This window comes from Xylocopilactobacillus apicola (assembly GCF_033095985.1).
Lineage (GTDB): Bacteria > Bacillota > Bacilli > Lactobacillales > Lactobacillaceae > Xylocopilactobacillus > Xylocopilactobacillus apicola.
Window position 1 is genome coordinate 414930 of the sequence record NZ_AP026802.1, and the last position, 25186, is coordinate 440115.

The window sequence follows — 25186 nt, forward strand, 5'->3', positions numbered from 1 at the left end:
ACAAGAAAGAATTTAGAAGTAGCCTAACAGATCAAAAACCTGTTAGGCTTTTTAAATTAGAAAAGGAGAGATGCATGAAGTTTATTTTGTTTAGTGTTCGTGATGATGAAGTACCAGCGATTAAGGCTTGGGAAAAACGTCATCCGGGTTCCCAAGTTGATATTAACGAAGGGGAACTTAACATGGAGACAATCGATCAGATCAAAGGATACGATGGAGTTGTCATCCAGCAGCGTGGTGTAATTGAAAGTGGCGTTTATCCCAAGCTCAAGGAGATGGGATTTAAACAGTTGACCACTCGAACAGCGGGCTTTGATAATTTTGATTTGAAGGCTGCGAAAGAGAATGGTTTGAAAGTCACTAACGTGCCAGCTTACTCGCCTCGTTCAGTAGCAGAACTCGCTTTGACCCACACAATGCGCTTAATTCGGCAATTGCAGCAATTTGACGCCCGGATGGCTGAACAAGATTTTCGCTGGGCGGGCTTGCCGTCAACGGAAATTCATTCATTGACTGTTGGTATTATTGGTGCAGGACGGATTGGCGCGACTAGTGCTCAAATGTTTAATGCTTTGGGTGCAAAAGTAATTGCTTACGATGTTAAACCTAACCATAAGTTGGATGATATTTTGACTTTTAAATCCAAAGAGGAAGTTTTGCGGGAATCTGACGTGATTTGCTTGCACGTTGATTTGAATGAAACTTCGAAGAATTTGATTGATGCTGAAGCGTTAAGCATGATGAAACCAACGGCTTATATTGTCAACGAATGCCGCGGACCGGTTATTGATACAGATGCACTTATTAGCGCTTTAGAAAATAAACAAATTGCTGGAGCAGCTCTTGATACGCTGACCGGTGAAGAAAACTTCTTCAATTTTGACTTGCGAGGCAAAGAATTGCCAAGCGAGCAGCTTAAGAAATTGCGCAGCATGGTCAATGTTATTTTGACGCCGCACATTGGTTTTTATACTAATATTGCGGTTCAAAATATGGTGGACATCTCGCTCGATGATGCTTTGAGCATCATCGAAGGCAAAGGGAGCGAACATATCGTTAATTGATTTTCATTAGGGGAAAATTATCATTATCGGGGATTCATGTCTGATTAGCTTAGAGAAACGAAAAATTCAAAGCTTAACTTTAAGGAGTTGAGCTACAAACTGAAAGTCGTGCCTGAAAAAGTGCGGCTTTTTAAATGGAGGGTTGAAAACAATTGGTCAAACATCACCTTTATCAAATGCGCGCTGAACTGTTGGGATTTGAGCCAAAAATCTGGCGCACTTTTACCATTAACGGTGAAAAAACGCTCGCTCAACTCGGATATACTTTAATTGCAATGTTTAAAATGAAGAGCTCCCACTTGTTTGAATTTATGCAGGAAATCGAAGATGCCAAGGCGGGTAAAACGAAATTAAGATATACTTTACAAGAAGATGAGTATCCTGATTTGATGGACGATATCTGCTTGGATGTGTTCACCTGGAAACTCCATAATTGTCTTGATGAAAAGCGCGACCACCTCTTATTTCGCTATGATTTGGGTTGCGATTGGGAAATATTAGTAACTGTTGAAGAAGCATCCTACGAAGAAATGTCAATCAGAGGATTGCCACGGTTGAAGGATGGTGCGGGCTATGGCATCATTGAAGATATTGGCGGAGTTGGTGGATTGGCTGAATATTATCAGGTGTATCAAAATGGGCCCGCTGAAGAACGTGAGTCTTATCGGCGGTGGTTGGGAGAACTACCTGATTTGAATTATTTCTATTTTGCGGAGTGTGATATTTTTTTGTCCGACCAAATCCGGGTTAGCAAACAGGCCTATGAAGAGGGCTTTCTTTAACATCCCTTTGACAAAAACAAATTGGCGTGTTAGATTAAGAAAAAAATCTAGATCAATAAAGCGGTGATGAAGACGAGTACTCACGAAAATAAGTTTAGCGAGTTGAGGATGGTGGAAGCTCAATCAAAGTTTCGTGAGGAAGAACCCTTCGGAGTTTCTAACTGAAAAATGTGTTTAGTAGGCTTAGACGTAACCAAGACGTTACCTGGTAAGAGGATTTGTCCTCTTAATGAGAGGTTTATTTACTAAACAAATTAGGTGGTACCGCGAAAACAGCTTTTCGTCCTATGAATTAGGATGAAAGGCTTTTTATTTATCTAAATAAGGAGTGGAAGATGGAACAAGTAGTGATTAAAGATTTATATGAAAAGAAAGAACATGGTGAGGAGACTGTCACTGTAACGGGCTGGCTCAAGACGATCAGAAGTACGAAACGGTTAAGTTTTATTGAAATGAACGACGGATCGTGTTTACAAAATGTGCAGGTGATTGCTGAAGCTGATCTTGAAAATTACGAAGAAATCTCCAAGTTAACGATCAGCACAACAATTCAAGTTACAGGAACTGTCGTTGATACGCCAAAAGCTCAGCAGCCGTTTGAAATTCATGCCAGCGCCGTTAAAGTTGTTGGTCAATCTGACGAAGACTATCCGTTGCAGAAAAAACAGCATTCTTATGAATATTTGAGAACGATTGCTCATTTGCGACCAAGAACTAAGACTTTTTACGCAGTTTTCAAAATCCGTTCTTTAGTTGCTTTTGCAGTTCATCAATACTTGCAAGAACATGGATTTGTTTACGTTAACACGCCAATTATCACGAGTAGCGACGCCGAAGGTGCGGGCGAAATGTTCCAAGTGACCACATTAGATCTCGATAACGTACCTAAAGATGATCAGGGAAAAGTCGACGAGAGCAAGGACTTCTTCAAGAAAGAAACCAATCTGACGGTTAGTGGTCAATTAACGGGCGAAGCATTTGCGCTCGCATTACGCAATATTTATACTTTTGGTCCAACTTTTCGGGCGGAAGATTCGCATACGACTCGCCACGCTGCTGAGTTTTGGATGATCGAGCCGGAGATGGCTTTTGCGGATCTACATGATGTAATTGAAGTGATTGAAGGATTGTTACAGTCGGTCATTAAATATGTTTTGAAAAATGCACCAGATGAAATTCAATTTCTAAATGATCACGTGGATTCAGAACTAATCAACCGCCTTGAGGCGACAGCGAATAATAAATTCGAAAAAATTACTTATACGCAAGCGGTCGATTATTTGTTGGAATCAAAAGAATCGTTTAAGTATCCAGTGAAGTGGGGCATTGATTTTCAAACAGAACATGAACGCTATTTATGTGAAAAAGTGTTCCAGAAGCCAGTTTTTGTGACGGATTATCCAAAAGAAATCAAAGCATTTTATATGCGCAATAACGATGACGGCAAGACGGTTGCAGCAGTTGATCTCTTGGTTCCCGGCATTGGTGAGTTATTGGGCGGAAGCCAGCGTGAAGAGCGAGTAGCCCAATTAGAACAAAAAATTGCCGATTTTAATTTAGATCCTGAATCTTACAAGTGGTATCTGGAATTAAGAAAATATGGCGAAACGGAGCATTCTGGGTTCGGAATTGGGTTTGAGCGGTTGTTGATGTTTGTCACCGGGATGGAAAATATCCGGGACGTGATTCCTTTCCCTCGGACGCCAGGTAATGCCGAATTCTAAATTATTGAAAGTCCTCATGTGAGGGCTTTTTTTAGTATTATCACAAGTTTAAAATTTATTTGCGGGTTGCATGCTATTTAACAATAACGCTACGGTAACAGCTTAAAAGTAGTTGAGCAACTTTATTTCAAAATCACCTGAAGGGGGTTGCTTATGAGCATAAAAGATCGTTTTGATAGCGCTTCGATAATTTTGATGCGCTAGGGGGATAAATTCCTGTAAGTTTCTGACCTGAAAATAGCTTGATCAACTGCCAATTACCAATAAATATAAATGAACCAATCGCACCTTGCTATTTTGCGGCATTAGCACTTAAAGCTTAATATAGATTCACACCAGTAATTATGTTATCATTAGTATAATATATAGCAGAGATTAAAAGTTCTTTTTTCGTAATGAAAAAGTTATCTAAATGGCACATGCTACGTATATTGGTTATCTTGACGGTCCTCTTGTTCAGAAAAAACATTTTGAAGGCGTCAACTTTGATTAGAGTGGCGTGCTTGCAATTTAACAAGGAGATATTAAATGGCCAATCATTATGTTTACCGGTTTAATTCTAAGCTGGTGGGTTGTAAACCTAAAATATGGCGAAATTTTAGAGTTGATGGCGACAAGCCATTAGATCAATTAGCATATGTAATTATGGCATTGTATGAAATGGATGAAGGCCATTTGTTCAATTTTGAAGATCGGACTGATGGTGAATTAATTAGTTATGAGATGTCTCCAGGAACGCGCGTTGATTTGTGCTCAGATGCTACGAGGTACAGTGTATTTGATCGAAAGATTCGCTCAGTCATTAATGAAGATAACCCTCAATTGATGTTTGTTTATGATTTTGGTTGCAATTGGGAAGTTTTAATAGAATTGCAACATTGTGAAATAGTTGATGATTTAACTCAAGAAATGCCACAAGTTGAAGAAGGTGAGGGATATGGAATCATCGAAGATTTGCAGGGAGTTGAGGGTTTAATGAGGTTCAAACAAATGTTAGAGAGTGCAGACAGTAATGATTATCAGTATTACTGTGATTGGTTTGAAGGACAATTGCCTGATCTTTCGAATTTTGATTTGGCAAAGTGCAACTCTAATTTGCATGATAAGATAACGAAGTTAGAAAATCATTATCGGATCGGAGATTACTAAGTAAAAAGTTTACAGTTTTCTATTTAAAAAAATCTGCAAAAACGGTTTGGGATTGCAAATTGATTTTCTAGGAAATAAAAAAAGACCATAAGGTCTTTTTTTAAGTGTTAATTGATCGTGATAGTCTTTCTAAAAGATACACCACCGGGATTTGAGTTGTTAAGTTCAAAGTACTATTAACTATTTTTGATTCCAATAGATAACAGAAATTCAAATCAGATAAATTAGCGATGGTGTTATTGGAACTGTTGGTGATGCTGACAACTTTTGCTCCTTTGGATTGGAAGCTTGTCATCGGCTCAATAACTTGAGGAGTCTCACCGCTAACGGATAAAACAATTAGTGTTTTACCCTTACAAGATCCATTACTTCTTTGAATGGGGTAAAAAGGGTCATGAATTACAAAAGCGTTTTGTCCGTTATTAGCAAATTGGCGAGCCCCGTAAGATGCTAAGTCAGAAGAACTGCCAATTCCAAAGAAAAGGTAATCAGTACTATGGGCAGCTATTTCTTTAAAATCTTTGATCTGTTGATCGTATTTAGAAATCATTGGTTGGTTGAAATAATACTTAGCTTGGTAAGTAACATCATCCACGACATCGTCTAATTGATTCTCTTTTCTGATCTGAAGACACAGGTCATCATAATGTTCAAATCCCATTTTCTTCATTGTTCTTACGACAGATGCAGGTGCAACCTTCAGCTTGAGCGCTAACTGGCGCAGACTATACGAAATGACTTGTTTTTGATGAGTGAGGATATATTGATAAATTTTCCATTCAGTTCTTGTGAACTCTGTTTTTTCATCCATAGTTAAACTTTCTATTTTTGGGTTCGTTCATGAAGATAAAGTTTAACATTTGAACTGAATAATTCCAAACGTTCGCTAGAAAATTAAAAGCTTTTTAACATTACTAGGCAACAGCAGAAGCCGCTTGTTCTCGTTGATATTTTTCCTTATCAGAACTCTTGAAGAAAGCATAGTAAATCGCAATATCCATAATTATTTCGATGATTTGAAGAACTGCTCCTGAGATATGGTTAGTAGACAAAAAGCCTGAAATAATCGGTGGAGTTGTCCAAGGAACATAGACGCCAGATGTTTTAGCAACGAGGCCAAACTTCATCGTTGAATAAGCTAAAGTGATGTTTGCTAGCGGGGTCAAAATAAATGGAATTGCCATCTTGTAATTCAAGACAATTGGTAAACCAAAGACGATTGGCTCATTAATGTTAAACACTGCAGGTCCAATAATTAATTCTCCCAAAGTCTTGAACTCTTTACTCTTAGAAGCAAAAACAATCAAAATTGCGAGTCCTAAAGTAGCACCACAGCCACCAATTCTGACGAAATTGTCAAAGAATGGCTTAGTAACGATGTTTGGCAAAGATTTACCAGCAGCATGAGCTGCGGCATTTTGAGCCATTGTTGCGTATAAAATTGGATCAACAACGCCAGAGATCGCATTTGCTCCATGGATCCCGAAGAGCCATAAAATACAAACAACCAATTCAATAACAAACGCACCAGCTAAGGTATTACTTACATGACCTAATGGACCTGCAAGGAAGAAGGTGATAACGTTTGGAATACTCTTCATTGGAGTTGCTTCAACACCTAATCTAATAACCCAGACTAAAAGTAAGGCGATTGCTCCGGGGAAAAGAGCTGCAAATGAGTTACTGACAGCAGGTGGAACGGTGTCGGGCATTTTGATTGTTAGATTCTTGTGGATCAGCCATACGTATAGATCTGTAATGAATAATCCAACAATCATTGCGATAAACAAACCAGCAGAATCTAATTGGTTTAAAGGAACCCAAAGGGCACCAGCTTTATCAGTCTTTAAAGGAATTGTTAAAATAAATGCAGCAATTCCCACGATCATTGCAGAGAATGCGTCGACCTTATAACTTTTAGCCAAGTTATAAGAAATTCCAGCAACTGCAATTAAACCCATAATATGAAAAGATGCATTTGTTGGGTATTGAACGATTGTTGCCCAATTTTTACCGAAAGTATTTGCCATGAAATCTTGGTAACCTTGAATCGGAAATTGAGCAATGATCATGAAAACAGAACCGATAATAATCATCGGAACTGCAGCGGTCATTCCATCGCGTAATGCTACTAGATGTCTAGAAGCAGCAATTTTACTAAAGAATGGAATTAACTTTTGATTTAAAAAATTATTTGATTTTTCAGACATATTATTAACCTACTATAAATTTTCGCCGTTTGAGCTGATCACTTTTTTGAACCAGTCGAACGAATCTTTCTTTGAGCGTTCCATTGTTCCGTGACCTTCATCGTCTTTGTCGACGTAGATGAATCCGTAACGCTTAGACATTTGGCCAGTTCCCGCTGAAACTAAATCGATGCAGCCCCATGGAGTGTAGCCGATCAGATCAACACCATCTTCTTCAACTGCAAGTTTCATCTGTTCAATGTGTGATTTCAGATAATCAATGCGATATTGATCATGGACACTGCCGTCAGCTTCTTTTTTGTCAACAGCACCGAAGCCATTTTCAACGATGAACTGAGGAATATCATAGCGATCTTTGAACCAATTCATCGAATAACGTAAGCCCTCAGGGTCAATTTGCCAGCCCCATTCCGAAGCTTTGACATATTTGTTAGGGACGCTATCTTCCTCTTCACGGTAATGATAGTTTAACGGTTCGTTGTCTTGAGCTTGAACACAGCGAGACATGTAATAACTGAATCCAATGTAGTCGACAGTTCCTTGAGCTAAATCTGACATGTCCTCTTTAGTGATGTCCATTTCCCAATCTTGATCTTCTTGATATTTAGTCAGCCAAGCTGGATATTTACCAGTCGAATGAACATCTTGGAACCAATAACGGCTCTGCATTGCGCGTTCAGCTTTCATGATGTCAGCTGGTTTTGGTGAAGCTGGATAGAGCGGAACCATTGCAATCATTGAGCCAATTTGGAAATCAGGATTGATTTCGTGACCGATTTTTACGGCTTTTGCACTCGCAACTAACTCATAATGAGCAGCTTGGTACATTGTTTTCTCAATATTTTCACCAGGCTTTGGTACAAGACCCGAATTAGTGAAAATTGCAAAACTATTTTTGTAATCGGTTTGGTTGTTGATCTCGTTAAAAGTCATCCAATATTTAACTTTATTTTTGTAACGTTTGAAAACGACTTCTGCAAAATTTACAAAGAAATCAATTAACTTACGGTTACGCCAGCCACCATAATTTTCAACTAAATAATATGGCATTTCAAAGTGCGATAAAGTGATTACAGGCTCAATGTTATATTTGAGACATTCATCAAAAAGATCATCGTAAAACTGGAGACCTTCTTCATTGGGTGTTGCTTCGTCGCCTTTTGGAAAAATTCTAGTCCAGGCAATTGAAGTTCTAAAGCACTTAAATCCCATCTCCGCGAAAAGCTTAATGTCTTCAGGGTAGTGATGATAAAAATCAATCGCTTCGTGGTTGGGGTAGTTTAAGCCCGGTTTGACACCGTCAGTGATTTGACGTTCAACACCGTTTGCTCCGGCAGTCATCACATCAGCAACACTGATTCCTTTGCCCCCTTCTTGCCAAGCGCCTTCTAACTGGTGAGCAGCAACTGCGCCTCCCCATAAAAAGTCACTTCGTAAACCTTTTTTTTGGTTCATGTTTTCCCTCCTTGGTATCGGTTTCATTCTTAATTTATCATAATTTGTCGACGTTTCAACCAAGCTGCAGTGATATGCGTTTCAGAAAAAGAAACACTTTTTTTCAAGAAAAATAAGTGATACTCTTTTGAGATCAACCGTATCAGGTAATTTCAAAGGGTTTGTAGAGAACAAAATTTATGAAAAAATATGAAATCTATGCAAAAATATAAATGCAAAAATCTGCGAAAAATTGGTTTTGAAACAGAAAATTCTTTTTTAGAAACACTAAACCAGGGTTTTGACTCCAAAGGATAACGGTGTTATCCTGTTGTGCGGGAGGTATCCATGGCTGGAAAAACTAATTATACTAAATGCAAAATTGTTGAAACGACAATTATCGAATTGCAAAACGCTGATTATCACGATCTATCGTTAAGGAAGCTAGCTGGTAAGGTTGGATTAACGACAGGAGCTTTTTATAAGCATTTTAAAAGTCGCGATGAGCTTTTTACAGAGGTAACGGCGGTTATTTCAAATCGAATTGACCAAAATATTGAACAGGCAATAAGAGAAAATAGTTCTACTTCTGCAAAAGAAAAAATTTTGATCTTTGCTAATCAATTATTGCAATCTTTTGCTGATCAACCTCACCTGATGAATTTCTTATTCTTTAACCCCATAGCGAGTAAAGCTTTAAGTTTTTCGCCAGATGAAGTTGAACGGTTTCCGCTGTTAGCGTTAATTACCAATTTAATTCATGAATTAGCTTTATCAACAAATTTAGAACATGACGAAAATTTTTTATTCGTTCAGTTTTGGGCTTTTATTCAGGGGTATGCAGTTTTGCTTGATCGAAAAATAACTAAATACGAACCTGAAGTGTTGCGATGCACTTTAAATCAATTCCTTTTGGAATCATCAAAATGATTGACTATTTGATTATTTATTGCCATCCTTTCAAAGGTAGCTTTAATCACGCTATTTTAGAGCGAGTTATCCAAAATCTTGAAAATAATCATCGTTCTTATGAAGTCATCGATCTTTACCAAGATCATTTTATGCCTGTCTATGACGAGGAAGAGCTCCACCTTTTTAAAGAAGGAAAAACGCAAGATCCACTTGTTCTTAAATATTTAAATTTATTTCAAAGTGTGCGGCAAGTGATTTTTATTACGCCGATTTGGTGGAATGACGTGCCAGGGATGTTAAAGGGATTTATTGACAAAGTCATGAAAGAGGGGCCAGGGCTAAGTCATACGGTAACATCAAAGGGAGTGAAGGGGGAGTTAACTCAAATAAAACAGGCAATAGTTTTTACAACTTCGACTTCTCCGACCCTTTATTACCGATTTCTGTGTGGTAATGGGATCAAAAAAATCTTTATTAACAAAACTTTAAAACAATTAGGAATTAAGAAGGGGCGTTGGATCAATTTCGGAAACATTACTCATTCTTCTAGAGAACAGCGCATCCATTTTTTGAACCAAATTTCTAAAATGAAACTTTAAAAAACGCTGACGAAAATTCATCAGCGCTTTTTCTATTTATTTAGCTTGGTGTCTTGGGCAATTGTTGCGTCAACGCCTTTAATAACAGCGGTTTGAAAATTGTTTGCTTGCATTTCCAGTAGGCCAGCAACTGTCGTGCCGCCAGGAGATGAAACGTCATCGATTAAATCCCACGGATTCTTACCAGTTTCCTGCATTAATTTTGCACTACCAAAAACGGCTTGGGCTGCGATTTTGTCCGCCAGTTTCTTAGGCAAACCGTACTTGACCCCAGCACGCGCAAGGGAGTCGATATAAAGAAAAGTAAAAGCCGGCGAGCTGCCGGAAATTGCTGTAAATAAGCCAAACTTATCTTCTGGTAAATCAAAAAGTTCGCCAGAGCTTTCAAGTAGCCTGTGGGCAGTTGCTAGTTGTTCTTCATTAACACGATTGTTATGGCAAATGGCGATGGCAGCTTCCCCAACTGTCGCGTTTAGGTTTGGCATTACACGAACTATTGAAGTATCAGGGTTAACTGAGCTTTGTAAATGAGTTAAGTCGAGTCCTGCGGCAATTGAGATAATTAGTTGATCTTTAATTTGAGATTTAACTGAATTTAAAATTGACAAGACAACGTTAGGTTTAACAGCAAGAACAATAATTTCGCTTTGACTAACGACTTGAGCACTATTTTGGGTGACATTAACTCCCAATTTCTCTTTGATTGTACTCAATGCGTCTGAATTTAAATCTGAGACGGTGATGTCACTTGCTGCGACAGTTTTTGTTTTAACAATTCCAGTTAATAGCGCAGTTGCCATTTTTCCAGCGCCAATAAATCCTAATTTCATTTCTGATCGTCCTTCCTTTTTTTGTTTTTCTTTACTATACTAAAATCAATCATTATATTAATTGGTTTTTCTTAAACAAAAAATGGGCAAATTTAATGCAGACGATTAATCTTATTGAATCATTTCCTTTTTTGCGCGAGCTGGATTGTTATATTTCGGATGCAACTAGTTCAAAGCAACAGGTAAGTGATTTCTATTACAACCCCAAGCGTTTAATTAGCGGATTTTACTACCGGAATTGTCCGCAGGCGCAAATTGAAAATCATGTCGTGGCGCTTATTTATGTTATCAAAGGCTCAATTGAACTCGGCAAAATTAAGTTAACAAGTAATCAAGTGTGGTTATCTAATGGTCCAATTCAGTTAGTAAATGGTCAGCATGGTGAGTTTATTTGCTTTCTATTTAAGACTAATTACTTTATTTCTCGCGCTCTCGCACTTACTAATGATGATTTAGTTTTTGCGCTTTTAAAGAACTCAGCTGAACCACTTGATTATGCTTTTGATTTTGATACGGAACCGACGATTGGAATTTTAGCATTTTTACTGTTGCGCCAAATTGTCAAAATGAGCTATCAGAAAAATGAGATCACCAACTCAGCTTGTGCATTATTGTTGGATGAATTAGCAACCAATCAGGATAAAATATCTTATCAAAGCCGCCAAGAAGATTATTCTTTGAAAGCCGTTAATATTTTGAACTATTGTCAAAATCATCTATCTAGTTGTTCTTTGGATCAATTGGCCAATCACTTCCATGTTCATCCAAACTATATCTCAATGTTGGTCAAAAAAGAGACCGGCGATAATTTAAGCACGATTCTTAAACGTTACCGTTTTAATTTGGCACGGAGATTGCTACGTGAAAGTGATTTGACGATTGAAAATATCGCACAGTTTCTCGGTTATAACGATCTTTCACATTTTTATAAGACGTTTAAACAAGAAACCGGCTTAACGCCAAAGCAATATCGAAAAAGTTAGCATTTTCTTGAAATATATAAGAAAGTCGAGCAGAATATAATAGGAATTGTTTTTGAAAATGAAAGGGGTTAAATAATTGAATTTAACAACGGAACAACTTGCTAAGTATTTAGATCATACCAATTTACAGCCAAATGCAACGCAAAGAGATATTGAACAGACTTGCATGGAAGCTATTAAATACAATACTGCTTCAGTTTGTGTTAATGCCCATTGGATACATTTAGTTCAGAAACTTTTGGCAGGATCTTCGGTGAAGCCGATTGCAGTCGTTGGTTTTCCACTAGGAGCAACTACGACGTCAGCTAAAGTCTTTGAGGCAAAAGAAGCAATTACAGCTGGGGCCCAAGAGATTGATATGGTAATAAATATTGGTGAATTAGTTGGTGGTAATTCTCAGTTTGTGGAATCTGATATCAAAGCGGTTGCAGAAGAAGTCCACCGTGAGAATAAATTGTTGAAGGTTATTATTGAAACTTCATTTTTAAATCGGGAACAAATTGTTACTGCCTGTCAATTGGCGGTGGCAGCTGGTGCCGACTACGTCAAAACTTCCACAGGATTTAGTTCGAGCGGAGCTAAAGTAGAAGACGTAGCTTTAATGAGGCAAACTGTGGGCAAGGATCTTGGAGTTAAAGCATCAGGCGGAATTCACAGTCGTAAAGAAGCGCTCGCGATGATTGAAGCAGGTGCGAGTCGACTTGGAGTTAGTGCAACCGTGAAAATTTTGACAGAGGAATAATAGAATGACAAAATATCAAAGAATTTTTGTGATCGTAATGGATTCAGTTGGAACCGGTGCTGCACCTGATGCAGATAAGTTTGATGATGTCGGTTCAGATACACTAGGTCATCTAGGAGAAGCTCTTAAAGGTGAGCTCAAGCTTCCTAATTTAGGCAAACTGGGACTTTCCAACTTGCGGGATAACCCAATCAAGGGAGTTTTAAACGCTGAAGCACCGCTTGGTTATTATGGAAAAATGGCTGAGATTTCAGCGGGTAAAGACAGTATGGACGGACATTGGGAAATGATGGAGTTACCAGTGACTAAACCACTGGATTATTTTCCTAACGGCTTTCCAGAAGAATTGTTAGCTAAAATTGAAAAGTTTTCGGGCCGAAAAATCATCGGTAATCGACCGGCTTCAGGGACGAAAATTCTCGAAGAATTAGGTGAAGAACAGATGAAGACAGGCGATCTAATTGTTTATACTTCTGGCGATTCGGTCCTGCAAATTGCTGCTCATGAGGAAATAATCCCTGTTAAAGAATTGTATCGAATTTGTGAATATGCGCGCTCTTTAGTCAATGGGCCTGAGTATTTAATCGGGCGGGTGATCGCTCGTCCTTATATTGGTCCTGATAAAGATCATTTCACTCGGACTGCTAATCGGCACGACTTTTCTTTGGAGCCTGATGGGAAGACAGTTTTAGATTATTTACAGGAACATCAGCTTCATACAGTTGGCATCGGCAAAATTAATGATATTTTTTCTGGTCAAGGCATTGATGAAGGATATCATAATGAAAGCAATATGGATGGGATGGATCATCTTGATCACGTCTTAACTGAGGATTTTAAAGGATTTTGCTTTGTTAATCTTGTTGATTTTGATGCGATGTATGGTCATCGCCGTAATCCAACAGGATATGCGAAGGCTTTAATGGAGCTTGATGAGCGAATCGGTCAAGTTCTTGCAGTTTTAAAAGATGATGATTTGTTGATGATTACCGCTGATCATGGTAACGATCCGACGTTTAGAGGAACCGATCATACACGGGAGTTTGTGCCGCTTTTGGCATTTTCACCAAGCATGAAAGAGACAGGCTCTCTTGGAATCCGCAAAACTTTTGCAGATTTGGGAGCAACGATTTTAGATAATTTTGAGGTCAAAGGAAGCGATGTTGGAACAAGCTTTTTGGCGGATTTGAAATAGGAGAACGCAAGATGAGAATGGTCGATGTAATTCATAAAAAACGTAACGGCGGAGAACTGACTGACAAAGAAATCGATTTTTTTGTTTCGGGTTTTGTTGACGGCAGTATTCCTGCTTATCAGATCAGCGCGCTTTTAATGGCGATTTATTATAAAAATATGACTGATCGTGAGCGGACAAATTTGACGATGAAGATGCTCAATTCGGGCGAGCGGTTAGACTTATCAGCAATTCCTGGTATCAAGGTTGATAAGCACTCAACTGGCGGAATCGGCGACAAAGTTAGTATTCCGCTGGCACCGATCGTGGCAGCGGCCGGAATTCCTGATCCGATGATTTCAGGGCGAGGTTTGGGAAATACTGGCGGAACTTTGGATAAATTAGAAGCCATTCCAGGATATCAAGTTGAACAAACAAAAGAACAGTTTATTGAGCAAGTTAAAGATATTGGACTTGCCATTGTCGGGACGACGGGCAATATTGCCCCAGCTGATAAAAAAATTTACGCTTTGCGTGATGTGACTGATACGGTGGACTCGATTCCGCTTATTTCGAGTTCAATTATGAGTAAGAAAATTGCTTCGGGCACTGATGCGCTCGTTATTGATGTTAAAACCGGTTCGGGCGCATTTATGAAAACTTTGGCAGAAGCGCAAGAGTTGGCTCACGCTTTGGTGGAAATCGGTAGAGGCGTTGGAATGAAATGTATCGCCGTCATTACTGATATGAGTCAGCCGCTAGGCAATAAAGTTGGCAATTCGCTAGAAATTGAAGAATCGATTGATTTACTCAAAGGAGAAGGTCCCGAGGATCTCAAAGAGATCACGCTAACTCTCGGCAGTTATATGGCAATTTTGGGCCAAAAAGCGACTAATTTTAATGAAGCTTACGCAATGTTAGAAAAAACTATCGAGGATGGGAGCGCCTTGGAGAAGTTTCGTGCAATGCTTAAAGCTCAAGGTGCCGATGAGCGAGTTATTGATGATTACTCAATTATGCCGCAGGCCAAATATCACATTGAACTTCCAGCTAAACAAAGCGGTTTGTTGACCAAACTTAGCGCAGATGAAGTTGGGATTGCTAGTATGATGTTAGGTGGCGGACGACAGAGAGTTGATGATCAGCTAGACTATTCAGTCGGAATTGATCTTCATAAGAAGGTTGGGGATCCCGTCCAAGAAGGTGAGTCGTTAATGACAATCTATAGTAACCGAGAAGATATTGACGACGTTTTAGAGCTTCTCTACGATCATCTTGAAATTGGAACGGAAGTAAATCCGCCAAAGATGATTTATGAAATAATTGAATAAAATTTAGGAGGTGGTAATATTGCGAGTAGCTTTAGCACAAATGGATATCAAATTAGCTGATCCCGATTTTAATTTCAGATTTGTTGAAAAAGTGATTGAAAAATCGGCGCAAGAAGGATCCGATGTGGTAGTCTTGCCTGAGATGTGGAACACGGGCTATGCTTTAGATCATTTAAATGAATTGGCAGATCCGCTTGGTCAAAGAACTAAGACTGAATTAGGCAAATTGGCGAAAGCTTATCACCTTAACATAGTAGGCGGTTCGGTGGCATTAGCTCGTGACAACAATTTCTACAATGAAATGATGATTTTTAATCGAGCAGGAGAATTGATCGGAAGCTATGACAAAGTTCACCGTTTTGGCTTAATGGCCGAAGATCGATATATTATGGCAGGTTCGAAGGAAAATATATTTTCCGTTGATGGAGTACTTTCAACGGGAGTGATTTGTTATGATATTCGGTTCCCTGAGTGGTTGCGTAAAATGGCAGCCAAAGGGGCGCAAATTATTTTTGTGAGTGCTGAGTGGCCCACAGCGAGAATTAAACAGTGGCGCCTTTTGCTCCAAGCCAGGGCGATTGAAAATCAAGCATTTGTTGTTGCTGTTAATCGAGTCGGAAGTGACATGGATAATGAATTTGGCGGGGATTCACTGATTGTCGATCCGTTAGGTGAAATTATCGCCGAGGCGGGCGAAGAAGAACAGCTGATGATCTGTGAATTTGATGAATCTACAGTTAAACAAGTACGGGGACAAATGCCAGTTTTTGCTGATCGGAGAACCGAACTTTACTATTAAAAAAAACCAAGCGGATTATGCTTGGCTTTTTTGTTAGCTTTGGAGTTCGGCTTGTTTCTTCATGACCCTTTCGCTGATAAGCATAAATGGAAGATAGAAGAAGACGCCAATTACAATAATTAAGATCTGAATTAGTACTGCACGCCAATCTCCGCCGGTACAAAGGTAAGCGTTAAGTAACGGTGGAGTTGTCCATGGAGTCATGACGACGACTCGATTCATCAGTCCAATCGAAGTGCAGAAATAAGCAATTAAATTACCGATCACTGGCATCAAAACAAACGGGATCATCATTGGAATGTTAAACACAATTGGATATCCGAAAATGACGGGTTCGTTGATATTGAAAATTCCGGGAGCTAAAGCCAAGCTGGCAATTTCTTTGTTGGCTTTTACTTTTGAGAAAATGAAAATAGCAATTAAAAGACAAAGTGTTGACCCAGTTCCACCAATCATCCCAAAGACATCACGGAAAGTTGTGGTCAAAATATAGGGAACCGGCTTATGAGCGGCAAAAGCTGCCATATTTTTGTTCATATTAATTAAGAGCAATGGATCTAAGAGAGTGCCGTTAATAACAGACTGGTGAATTCCTAAGGTAAATAGAAAGTTACCGGCACTATAAATGATTAACATTCCTGGTAAACTAGTCGTCAGTCCGCGCAAAGGTTCTTGGATTAGATTAGTAATGAGATCAATTAAATTAGTATGGGCAAAAACGCTTAGTAAGGCGGCAATTAGAGCGAAAATACTCAAGGTCAACATTGATGGAATTAAATCATTAAATGAAGCAGAAACAGCAGGCGGAATATTATCGCCCAAATTGATTTTTAAGTGCTTCATTTTTGAGAACCAAATAAATAATTCAGTAGCTAAAAGCCCGATGATAATACCGGAAAACATCCCGGTGGTTCCTAAGTTAGCAAATGATAGCCCGCCAGTAACACTTACAGGTTTAGCGTCTTTGACGGTATTTAAACTAATACTTCCAGGCATCATAATGATGAGGCTAGCTAAAGAAATGATTGCTGGTAAAATCCCGTTTTTAAATTGCTTATTAGTTGATAGAATATATCCAATCACGGGAGCTAAGGCGAGACCCGCAATATTTAAAGTTCCGTTAGTGATATTGGTACCCCACACTTGCAGATCAGCCAAAGTCTTGCCGTGAGCAAATAGCGGAAAGATGACGTTATTAGCCAGCACTCCCAATCCAGCAAGAATAAATAGAGGCATAGTGGTGGCAAACGCATCACGGAGCGATCTTAAGTGAACTTGGTTACCAATCTTTACTGAGACTGCAGTAAATTTATCTAAAAATCTTTTGCCAAAACTTGATTTGTTGCTTTCATCCATTTCAAAATCTCCTTTAACACAATTCTGCACCATTCGATTTAATTACTTTTTTAAGCCAATGATAACTTGCTTTGGGAACCCGTGCTAAATCTTTAAGATCATGATTAGTACGGTTAACATAAACCACGCCGTAACGCTTGTCGACGTTACCTTGAGAGCTTGGAATATCGATTAAACCCCAACCGAGATATCCAATCACGTTAGCTCCGTCGCGCACAGCATTTTGTAAAGCCTCAAGGTGACTACGGTGATACTCAATCCGGTAAGAGTCGTTGATTTCATTTTTGCCGTCCCACACTTCTCTGACTCCAACTCCATTTTCAATTGGGAAAATCGGGAGGTGAGTTCGGCTGTAAAGGTCCATTAAAACACCATAAAAACCTGTCGGATCGATTTGCCAATTCCATTCGTTTGTTTCTAGGTAAGGATTGTGAGCAGCTCCGGCGACTGCAAAATCATTAGGGATAGTGCCAAGCGGGATCTTACTGTTGTCAATGCAGGTGGTAGCGTAGTAACTAAAACTAATGAAGTCGCTGCGAGTTTTGGCAATTTCCGCCAAATCCTCAGGTGCGAGAATATCGGATAAATGTTGCTCTTTCATAAATGCCACAACTTCGTCGGAATATTTACCTTCAACGAAAATTCTTAGAAGATTGTAGTCATTAAATTCCTTACATTTTCTAACTGCCTCGATGTCGCGTGGATTAGGTGTTGCCGGATAAACTTCTTGGAAAGCTTCCATTCCCCCGATGAGGAGGTCAGGATAATTTTCGTGAAGATAATTAGTAACCAAGGCGTGAGCTAACGCGACATTATGTTGGATTTGATAGAGATCTCGCACCGTTTGATCACCTTTTAAATAACCGCTGCACTTAAAAGCTTCTCCATAGCCGTAAAGATTTTGCTCATTAAAAGTAATCCAATATTTAACCTGATCACCATATTCGTCGATCATTTTTTTGCCGTAAGCAGCAAAGTGCTCCACCACGGTTTTGTTAATAAATCCGTTATAGTTCTCTGCTTGGTATAACGGCATATCAAAATGGTATAAACAAATCATCGGCTGAATTCCGTTGGCTAAAAGTTCATCAATTAAGTCGTGATAGAACTTAATGCCTTCTGGGTTGAATTCTCCTTCGCCTTTTGGTTGTACGCGGCTCCAGGAAATTTGGAAACGATAGAAATTCATCCCCAAATCTTTCATCAAAGCGATATCTTCAGGGTATCGATGATACTCATCGATCGCTACTTTCCAATCTGAGGTGTTCTCGCTAGCTTCACGGACATCATAGACCGACTGCCCTTTTCCTCCTTCGTTATAAGCACCTTCTGTTTGCATACTGGAAGTGGAATTCCCCCAAAAAAAATCTGGTTTTAAAACTGACATTCATTTTCTCCTTGTAATCGTTATCATTTAAAAGTATATACATTTAATTTAAAAAGTAAATGTTTTTGGGGAAATTTCTTTAATTTTGAAATCATTTATAATATAGATATGCCGAAATATCTAGAAATTGAGAAGGTTCTTAGAAGCAGAATTCAAAAGGGAATTTACCCGCCAGGGGCTATTTTGCCGAAACAAGAACAGTTAGCAAAAGAATTTCATACTAGCCGAATTACAATCCGCAAGGCCTTGGATTATTTAATCAAGATGGGGTTGATTTATACCCAACGAGGAGCGGGGACTTTTGTCCGTTCGAATGCACAAGAAACCTCGCAAGTTAATACCGACATTAATCAATACGTTGGGACTACTGAACTTTTGGGCCAAAATCATCAAATTGAAAGTAGAATTATTAATTTTGAGATCCGCTATGCAACTGGCAGTGAGCAAGAATCTTTAAGTTTAATAAATCATGATTTGGTATATGACATTAAAAGGCTGCGAATCGTCGATAATTTTCCGCATGCTTTAGAATATACGATCATGCCAGTTAAAGTGATCCCAGGGATTGATGAATCGATTTTGCAAAAATCCATTTATTCTTATATCGAAGATCATTTAAATCAAAAAATTGGTCCAGCTTTTCGTAAAGTTAGTGCTGCTAAACCGAGCGCAGATGACCAACTTTATTTAAAATGCGCAATGGATGATCCGATTTTAAAAATGGAACAGATAGTTTCTTTGGAAAACAATGTGCCATTTGAATTGTCGGAGACTCATCATCGATACGATCACGAAAAAATATTGGTTTATTTGCCTGGAAATGGGCGTTAGAATTTAACTATATTTTTTAATATATTAAAGAAAAACGAATCATTTTTAAATAATTAAAATTATTTTGCTGATTTTCTTGACAAAGCAAAGAAAAATAGATATACTCGTGTAAGCGCTTAATCATCACGCCACTTCCTTTAATAAATATAAATTTAACGGAGAGAATGTATGCAAGAAAAATCTTTTCTAGATAAATTTGGCGAAAAATTAATGCCGATCGCAAATAAGTTGAATTCAAATCGATATTTAGCAGCAATTCGTGATGGATTCTTTGCTTCAATGTCAATTATCATTGTTGGATCAGTATTTCTTATTTTTCCAAATTTCCCTTACCAAGGTTTTATCAATTTTATGAATGGAATTTTTGGTAGCGGGTGGGTCGACTTTTGTAATCGTGCTTATGATATGTCGGTCAATGTAATGACGATTTACGTAGTAATTGGTATTTCCCGAAGTTTAGCACGTCACTATAAAATAGCCACGATTAGTGCAGTTGTTCCCGCCTTGATGTCATTTCTGCTTTTGACACCAGAGATTCATGAAAGTGCAAAAGTATCGGGGTTACCACTTAAGAATTTCGGGGCAAGTGGGCTATTTTTGGGAATGTTTTGTGCGATTTTTTCAGTCGAAATTACGCGTTTTGTTCTGAAACGTGGTTGGAAAATCAAAATGCCTGAGACAGTTCCCAGTAATGTTTCAGCTTCTTTTGAATCACTAATCCCGGTTGTATTCATATTTTTGATTTATCTCTTTATTTTCCAAGGATTCAAAATGACTTCTTTTGGAAGTGCACAGAATTTTATCTTCGGAATTTTACAAAAACCATTACAAGCTTTAGGCTCTTCAATCGGAGCAACAGTTTTAATTGAGGTCATAGCGACACTGCTATTTTCCTTTGGATTGCACGGACCAAATATTGTTGGTGCAATAACTACACCAATTTGGACGGCTTTAACGGTAGAAAATTCAGATGCTTATCGTTTGCATAAAGCTCTACCAAACATTGTTAATAGTCAATTTGATTCTAGCTTTGTAAAACTTGGTGGTTGTGGTGCAACAATTGGATTAGTTATTTTACTTGTTTTTGTAGCAAAGTCGGATCAGTTTAAATCACTTGGTAAGTTATCTATTGGGCCAGCGATTTTCAATATTAATGAGCCAGTTATTTTTGGCGCACCGATTGTGTTAAATCCGATTTTGATGATTCCTTTTATTTTGTCACCAATAATTTTTGCAACCTTAAGTTGGATTGTGATGAGAGTAGGTCTTGTACCAATTACTAATGGAATTAATTTGCCTTGGACGATGCCGCTAGTTTTCTCAGGCTTTTTGCTTAGTGGATGGCGTGGAGCTCTCTGGCAAATAATTGAAATTTTTCTTTCAATTGCTTGGTATTATCCATTCTTCAAGATTGCTGATAAACAAGCTTATAAGATCGAAATGGATGGAGCTAAAGCTGAATCTTAATTTAAGTTAAACGTCTTGTAACAATTTCTACCCGTTTTTGTTTCAGACAAATAAGACATCTCATTTAATTGAGGTGTTTTTTTTGCAAAAAAAAACCAACCATGAGAGGCTAGTTCTAGAATAGGCGGATTACTTTTCCAAGTTTAAATTGTTGGTCTTCAAATTGATAAACAAAAATCGATCCGTTAGAAAATCCTTTGTTTAATTCCTCGGTTGGATCTTGAATCATTCTGAGAAAATTAAAGCTAGATCCAGCGTGCGAGACAACTAAGACGTTTTGATTATCTGGTTGACTCATTAAATCGGTTAAACATTCAAGCATTCGCTTTCCGACCGTGTTAGATGACTCGCCGCCATAAGGCAAGAAAAATGTCTGATATGCCTTGGGACCTTTGGGGTTAATTCGCTCGGTTTCTCCTTCTAAAATCCCGAAATTCATTTCTTTTAGTGCTTTTAGACGTTGGTATGGAAGTCTTTCTTGCAAAATCAGTTCCATCGTATCACAGCATCGCTCCGAGGTAGAACTGTAGGCGTGATCAAGTGGAATATCTTCAAAATATTTGCCAACTTGTTTAGCTTGCTCAATTCCTTTTTCGGTTAAGGGGGAATCACTCCACCCCTGGATGCGGTGTTGAACATTAAACATCGTTTCTCCGTGACGGACAACATATAAAGTTTTCAAATTTTGTGCTCCTTTTTTAATAATAATTATATCAGTTGCTGAAAAAAATCGTTTCTTACGACCGAGTTTTTTAAAAGTTAAAGTAATTTCAAGAAGATTGAAGCGATTATAACTGATGCCAACGAAACAGTTGCAAATCCACCCACAAGCATTTTTGGCATCATATTAGCTAGAAGATAAGCCTCTTCAGACTCATTATTTGCTACTTCCCGTGAAACTTCAGAAGTTAAAATGTAATCGGTTGGGAAACCGAATAGAGAAGTTAAGGCGCATGAGTAAGCCATTTGCCAGCTCATTTTAAATGGCTTAGCTAAGATATAGGAAGCAATGAACATTCCGATTAATCCTAAAACAATTAAAACTAGAATTTGTACAATGATTGTCGCCATTTGTTGAGGAGTAGTTAGTCCCAGTTGAGAGAAGGCATAAGCCAGTAGTCCATACATCAACCAGTTGAAAACGCCCGCTTTATTTAGCGACTGGGTTTCGATGAAGCCAACCTGATGAGCAAGAACTCCGAGAATTAAACCAATAATATTGGAGTTAATTGTTCCGTTGGTTAAATTGGCCAAGAAATTACTTATCAAAGCAATAAAGGCAATTTTGACCAAAATAAAAGATGGAGTGTTGTATTGTTTCGGTAATTTATCAAACATTTTAGTCTTGCCGCTGTTTTTCTCATCATCAGATAAAATAGCTTTTTTCTGCTCTTCTTTGGGCATTTTATTGAATTGCTTGACTAAACGATTGCCCTCTTGTTTTAAAAGCCAAGAAGTTAAAGGGTAGCCTACCAATGAATGAAAAACTAACATTGCAACAGGTAAGGAAACTAAATGAGTCAGGTTGTGCGTTTTTAACCCGTCAGTCATTAATAAGGCTGAGACAATTCCTCCTGTTAAGGAGGGAACAGCTGCCAGAACAGTGTGCCAATCGAAGATCAAAGTTCCAAGAGTTAAAGTTAAAATTAAAGTTCCAACAACACCCAGAATGGCTATACAAGCGGCGCGCCATTGCTGGAGCAGTTCTTTTAAACTCATCAAAGTGCCAAGATTAATTAATAACAAATTCATACAGATTGTACTAAAATTAGGGCCAAAAGATGCTGAGGTGGCAATGTTTTTTGGCAAGATCGTCCAAAATCCAATGATAAACAGTAAAGCTGTTGCAAAAACTGAAGGAATTAGAGCATGAGTGGCTGAAGAAACCCATTCCCCAATCATGATGAACAACATGATAATTAAGAAGGCGCTGATATATGTCATGTAACTTTCTCCCTGCTAATATTTATACAATAAATTGTAATTAGAATAATACAGATTTTTGGTCGAATAGTCAAATGTTGCTTAATCACAATAAATTATTAATTGAGATCAAACATCTCATTTTTGATAATTTGAAACATTGCTCCAAATAAAGGATAATAAAAAGAACAAAAGTTCTGATGAATTACCTAATGGAGGAAAATATTGAACAACATTCAAATGTCTGATTATTTTTACATATCATCACAATTTAAGGGTAATCCCAATTATTCGTATTTTGAGTGGTTGGCTAACTTAGATACCATTCCCAGATCATATAGAGATCATCCAATTGAAAGCGAAGAGCAATTAAAGGAAATAAAACAAGATTTTCAAAAAGAATTGGGATTTTCGTTGGGTAGATATATTCGAATCAAAAATGCATTTGCTTTGTTAAATGAACCTGGAAGCGGGTCGCTCGAATACAATTTGATAGATACTCCGTTGGGAGATATGATCAGCGCATTTACCGAGCGAGGATTGTGTCTGCTTGAATTTATTGATCGAAAAAGTTTGATCACAGAGCTTATAAAAATCAAAAAAGTAACAAATGGATCGTTCGTGCAAAAGGAATCTCAACGTTCGTCGTTTCTCGCTGCTGAGTTGAAAAGTTACTTTGCAGGAGAACTGAAAAAATTTTCAACGTTGCTGGATCCGATGGGTACGGAGTTTCAACAAAAAGTGTGGGCGATTTTGCAAGAAATACCTTACGGACAAACAATAAGTTATTTTGAAGAAGCAGAGCGCATGGCAAATCCCAAAGCAATTAGGGCGATTGCAACAGCCAATGGCGCTAACAAAATCTCGATAGTAATACCTTGCCATCGAGTTATCGGTAAAGACGGCAAACTTGTCGGTTATGGCGGTGGACTTGAGCGCAAACGCTATCTTCTGGATTTAGAAAATGCTTAACCAAGCTGAGGCGTTAGAGATCGCTAGTTGGCATTATCTGGCACCGTATTCATTTTATGATTTTAATGAGGAACTCATTACGCCTGAATTACATCAAAATAATTATTTTAAAGCGAGTTGATTATTTTTTCAATGTGGAAATAAATGAGAAACGCGCAGAAATCGGCCTAGGATTAAAGCCAAGTTTAACCGGTCAAGGTCGCGGGACCAAATTTTGCCAAGCAATTATTGATCATATATTACAACGTAATCCAGGTCTTGGGCTTTTGCAATTAGACGTCGTTGCATTTAATGAATGGGCAATTCATACTTATGAATTATTAGATTTTAAAAAAGTTCGGCGGCATCTGTAAGAAACTAATGGGTCTATTTTTGATTTCTGGTTGATGAAAAAATCTTTCTAGTGCTTTATCTCGTATAAGAAAACGGTTAAAATGAGGTTATATTTTAAAAACGGGGGGTAAAATTTGGAGCCACTTGAGGTTAAACAGGTAAAAGATCAGATTGAGTGCAAAATAGCATCTGGGAATCAGGGAGCTGGCATTCTTGCAATCTATGATAATAAAGATCTAAAGACTCCGATTAAAGAAATTGAAGTTAATTTAGTGGATGGAAAATTCGAGCTTCCAGCTCATTTTACGAATCGACGTTTTTTTCTCAAATTAACGATTGGTAATAAGACCTACTTTGGGGCGCTTAGGCATCTTGAACTGACAGGCCTTTATAACTTGCGTGATTTAGGAGGATATCAAGGACAATTCGGGTCAGTAAAATGGGGTTTGTTGTATCGCAGTGATGCATTAGATGGGCTTAATCAGGCTGATTTAGTATGGATGAAGAATTTGGCGGTGGAAACGGTCATTGACTTACGTTCGCAGCAGGAAATTGAGCGCAATCCCGATCAGGAAATTGGGGCGAGAGAGCGTTATGAAATAGATCCCAGTGCTTTTGTTGCTGCATCAGCAAGTGCAATGCCGGATGAAAAGACTCACGATCAAAAAAGAGTGGCTAGTTTGCAATATTTGGCTCAAAGTCCTGCAGGGCGAGAAAAGCTTGAAGCTATGAAAGGGCAAATGATTGTTCAAATGCATGATATGGTTGCTAAACCAGTCTCGCAAACGGCTTACGCCAAATTTCTTACGGTCGTTTTAAATGCCAAAATTCCGATTCTTTTTCATTGTCAGGGTGGCAAAGACCGGACTGGTTGGGGCGCTGCGCTTTTGTTGGGACTTTTAGGTATTGATGAAGAAACAATTATGCAAGATTATCTGCTCACTAAACAATACAATGTTTTTAGAAATTCGAAAAGGATGGCCAGTTACGCTAAATATACTGATAATGAGCTGGTTTTAGACTATTTGCATTCGCTTCAACAGACTAAATCGGAGTATTTAAATTCTTCATTTAAAGCGTTAAAGGAATTAGCCCCTTCATTTGAAGTGTATGCTGAAAAATATCTCAATTTTTCAGCTGATAAAGTTAAAGAATTGCGTCATAAATTCTTAAGTGAAGATTAG

Annotated in this window: 24 protein-coding genes and 1 other annotated feature; of the genes, 16 read left to right on the top strand and 8 right to left on the bottom strand. The window is 38.3% G+C overall.

All coding sequences use genetic code 11. The annotated features are described in order from the left end of the window. Positions 1–74: 74 nt before the first annotated feature. The 4 genes from R8495_RS02115 (at position 75) to R8495_RS02130 (ending at position 4719) form a co-directional block, all read left to right on the top strand. Complete coding sequence (locus R8495_RS02115; protein WP_317635916.1) at positions 75–1064, top strand: D-2-hydroxyacid dehydrogenase; 990 nt, start codon at positions 75–77, stop codon at positions 1062–1064. 152 nt (positions 1065–1216) lie between these two features. Then, entirely contained in the window at positions 1217–1846 is a 630-nt protein-coding gene (locus tag R8495_RS02120) for a plasmid pRiA4b ORF-3 family protein (protein WP_317635917.1), read from the top strand. 54 nt (positions 1847–1900) lie between these two features. Beyond that, positions 1901–2137 (top strand) — a binding site (T-box leader). A gap of 44 nt (positions 2138–2181) precedes the next feature. Beyond that, positions 2182–3570 carry an asparagine--tRNA ligase gene (asnS, locus tag R8495_RS02125; protein ID WP_317635918.1) on the top strand — a complete coding sequence of 463 codons (1389 nt, stop codon included), beginning with the start codon at positions 2182–2184 and terminating at the stop codon, positions 3568–3570. Positions 3571–4098: 528 nt separating this feature from the next. Continuing rightward, positions 4099–4719: a plasmid pRiA4b ORF-3 family protein gene (locus R8495_RS02130; RefSeq protein WP_317635919.1), complete on the top strand. Its 621-nt coding sequence runs from the start codon at positions 4099–4101 to the stop codon at positions 4717–4719. 100 nt (positions 4720–4819) lie between these two features. Here R8495_RS02130 and R8495_RS02135 read toward each other — a convergent pair whose 3' ends face one another. From R8495_RS02135 to R8495_RS02145, 3 genes are all read right to left on the bottom strand, one after another. Next, positions 4820–5530 (bottom strand): MurR/RpiR family transcriptional regulator, encoded by a 711-nt coding sequence (locus R8495_RS02135; RefSeq protein WP_317635920.1) that lies wholly within the window; start codon positions 5528–5530, stop codon positions 4820–4822. 103 nt (positions 5531–5633) lie between these two features. Continuing rightward, positions 5634–6929 (bottom strand): PTS cellobiose transporter subunit IIC, encoded by a 1296-nt coding sequence (celB, locus tag R8495_RS02140; RefSeq protein WP_317635921.1) that lies wholly within the window; start codon positions 6927–6929, stop codon positions 5634–5636. 12 nt (positions 6930–6941) lie between these two features. Continuing rightward, positions 6942–8384, bottom strand: a complete 1443-nt coding sequence (locus tag R8495_RS02145; RefSeq protein ID WP_317635922.1) for a 6-phospho-beta-glucosidase — start codon at positions 8382–8384, stop codon at positions 6942–6944. A gap of 327 nt (positions 8385–8711) precedes the next feature. Between R8495_RS02145 and R8495_RS02150 the strand changes: the two genes are divergently transcribed. Then, positions 8712–9293, top strand: a complete 582-nt coding sequence (locus R8495_RS02150; RefSeq protein WP_317635923.1) for a TetR/AcrR family transcriptional regulator — start codon at positions 8712–8714, stop codon at positions 9291–9293. Continuing rightward, complete coding sequence (locus tag R8495_RS02155) at positions 9254–9874, top strand: NAD(P)H-dependent oxidoreductase (RefSeq protein ID WP_317635924.1); 621 nt, start codon at positions 9254–9256, stop codon at positions 9872–9874. The genes R8495_RS02150 and R8495_RS02155 overlap by 40 nt, the downstream gene beginning before the upstream one ends. Before the next feature lie 32 nt (positions 9875–9906). Here the strand turns inward: R8495_RS02155 and proC are convergent, their stop codons facing one another. Next, positions 9907–10704: a pyrroline-5-carboxylate reductase gene (gene proC / locus R8495_RS02160; protein ID WP_317635925.1), complete on the bottom strand. Its 798-nt coding sequence runs from the start codon at positions 10702–10704 to the stop codon at positions 9907–9909. Between the two features lie 95 nt (positions 10705–10799). On the opposite strand from proC, the gene R8495_RS02165 reads away from it, so the two are divergent. From R8495_RS02165 to R8495_RS02185, 5 genes are all read left to right on the top strand, one after another. Then, entirely contained in the window at positions 10800–11687 is an 888-nt protein-coding gene (locus tag R8495_RS02165) for a helix-turn-helix domain-containing protein (protein ID WP_317635926.1), read from the top strand. Between the two features lie 76 nt (positions 11688–11763). Next, positions 11764–12429, top strand: coding sequence for a deoxyribose-phosphate aldolase (deoC, locus tag R8495_RS02170; protein WP_317635927.1), 666 nt, complete (start codon positions 11764–11766; stop codon positions 12427–12429). A gap of 4 nt (positions 12430–12433) precedes the next feature. Then, positions 12434–13624, top strand: a complete 1191-nt coding sequence (locus R8495_RS02175) for a phosphopentomutase (protein ID WP_317635928.1) — start codon at positions 12434–12436, stop codon at positions 13622–13624. A gap of 11 nt (positions 13625–13635) precedes the next feature. Further along, positions 13636–14934 carry a pyrimidine-nucleoside phosphorylase gene (locus R8495_RS02180; protein ID WP_317635929.1) on the top strand — a complete coding sequence of 433 codons (1299 nt, stop codon included), beginning with the start codon at positions 13636–13638 and terminating at the stop codon, positions 14932–14934. A gap of 19 nt (positions 14935–14953) precedes the next feature. After that, positions 14954–15733, top strand: a complete 780-nt coding sequence (locus R8495_RS02185) for a carbon-nitrogen family hydrolase (protein ID WP_317635930.1) — start codon at positions 14954–14956, stop codon at positions 15731–15733. Between the two features lie 33 nt (positions 15734–15766). Here the strand turns inward: R8495_RS02185 and R8495_RS02190 are convergent, their stop codons facing one another. Together R8495_RS02190 and R8495_RS02195 are read right to left on the bottom strand one after the other, a co-directional pair. Further along, positions 15767–17089, bottom strand: coding sequence for a PTS sugar transporter subunit IIC (locus R8495_RS02190; protein ID WP_317635931.1), 1323 nt, complete (start codon positions 17087–17089; stop codon positions 15767–15769). 13 nt (positions 17090–17102) lie between these two features. Beyond that, entirely contained in the window at positions 17103–18476 is a 1374-nt protein-coding gene (locus R8495_RS02195) for a glycoside hydrolase family 1 protein (protein WP_317635932.1), read from the bottom strand. A gap of 108 nt (positions 18477–18584) precedes the next feature. Between R8495_RS02195 and R8495_RS02200 the strand changes: the two genes are divergently transcribed. Then, on the top strand, positions 18585–19307 hold the full coding sequence (locus R8495_RS02200) for a GntR family transcriptional regulator (protein WP_317635933.1): 723 nt from the start codon (positions 18585–18587) through the stop codon (positions 19305–19307). A 168-nt stretch (positions 19308–19475) separates the two neighbouring features. Next, a complete protein-coding gene (locus tag R8495_RS02205; RefSeq protein WP_317635934.1) occupies positions 19476–20774 on the top strand; it encodes a PTS sugar transporter subunit IIC in 1299 nt (432 codons plus the stop codon). Positions 20775–20889: 115 nt separating this feature from the next. Here R8495_RS02205 and R8495_RS02210 read toward each other — a convergent pair whose 3' ends face one another. Both R8495_RS02210 and R8495_RS02215 read right to left on the bottom strand, forming a co-directional pair. Continuing rightward, the gene (locus R8495_RS02210) at positions 20890–21456 is read right to left on the bottom strand and encodes a histidine phosphatase family protein (protein WP_317635935.1); all 567 of its coding nucleotides are present in this window, start codon (positions 21454–21456) and stop codon (positions 20890–20892) included. Positions 21457–21533: 77 nt separating this feature from the next. Next, complete coding sequence (locus R8495_RS02215; protein WP_317635936.1) at positions 21534–22718, bottom strand: hypothetical protein; 1185 nt, start codon at positions 22716–22718, stop codon at positions 21534–21536. Positions 22719–22922: 204 nt separating this feature from the next. Between R8495_RS02215 and R8495_RS02220 the strand changes: the two genes are divergently transcribed. The 3 genes from R8495_RS02220 (at position 22923) to R8495_RS02230 (ending at position 25186) form a co-directional block, all read left to right on the top strand. Further along, positions 22923–23669, top strand: coding sequence for a methylated-DNA--[protein]-cysteine S-methyltransferase (locus R8495_RS02220; protein WP_317635937.1), 747 nt, complete (start codon positions 22923–22925; stop codon positions 23667–23669). Positions 23670–23734: 65 nt separating this feature from the next. Continuing rightward, positions 23735–24022, top strand: coding sequence for a GNAT family N-acetyltransferase (locus tag R8495_RS02225; protein ID WP_317635938.1), 288 nt, complete (start codon positions 23735–23737; stop codon positions 24020–24022). 114 nt (positions 24023–24136) lie between these two features. Next, positions 24137–25186: a tyrosine-protein phosphatase gene (locus tag R8495_RS02230; RefSeq protein ID WP_317635939.1), complete on the top strand. Its 1050-nt coding sequence runs from the start codon at positions 24137–24139 to the stop codon at positions 25184–25186.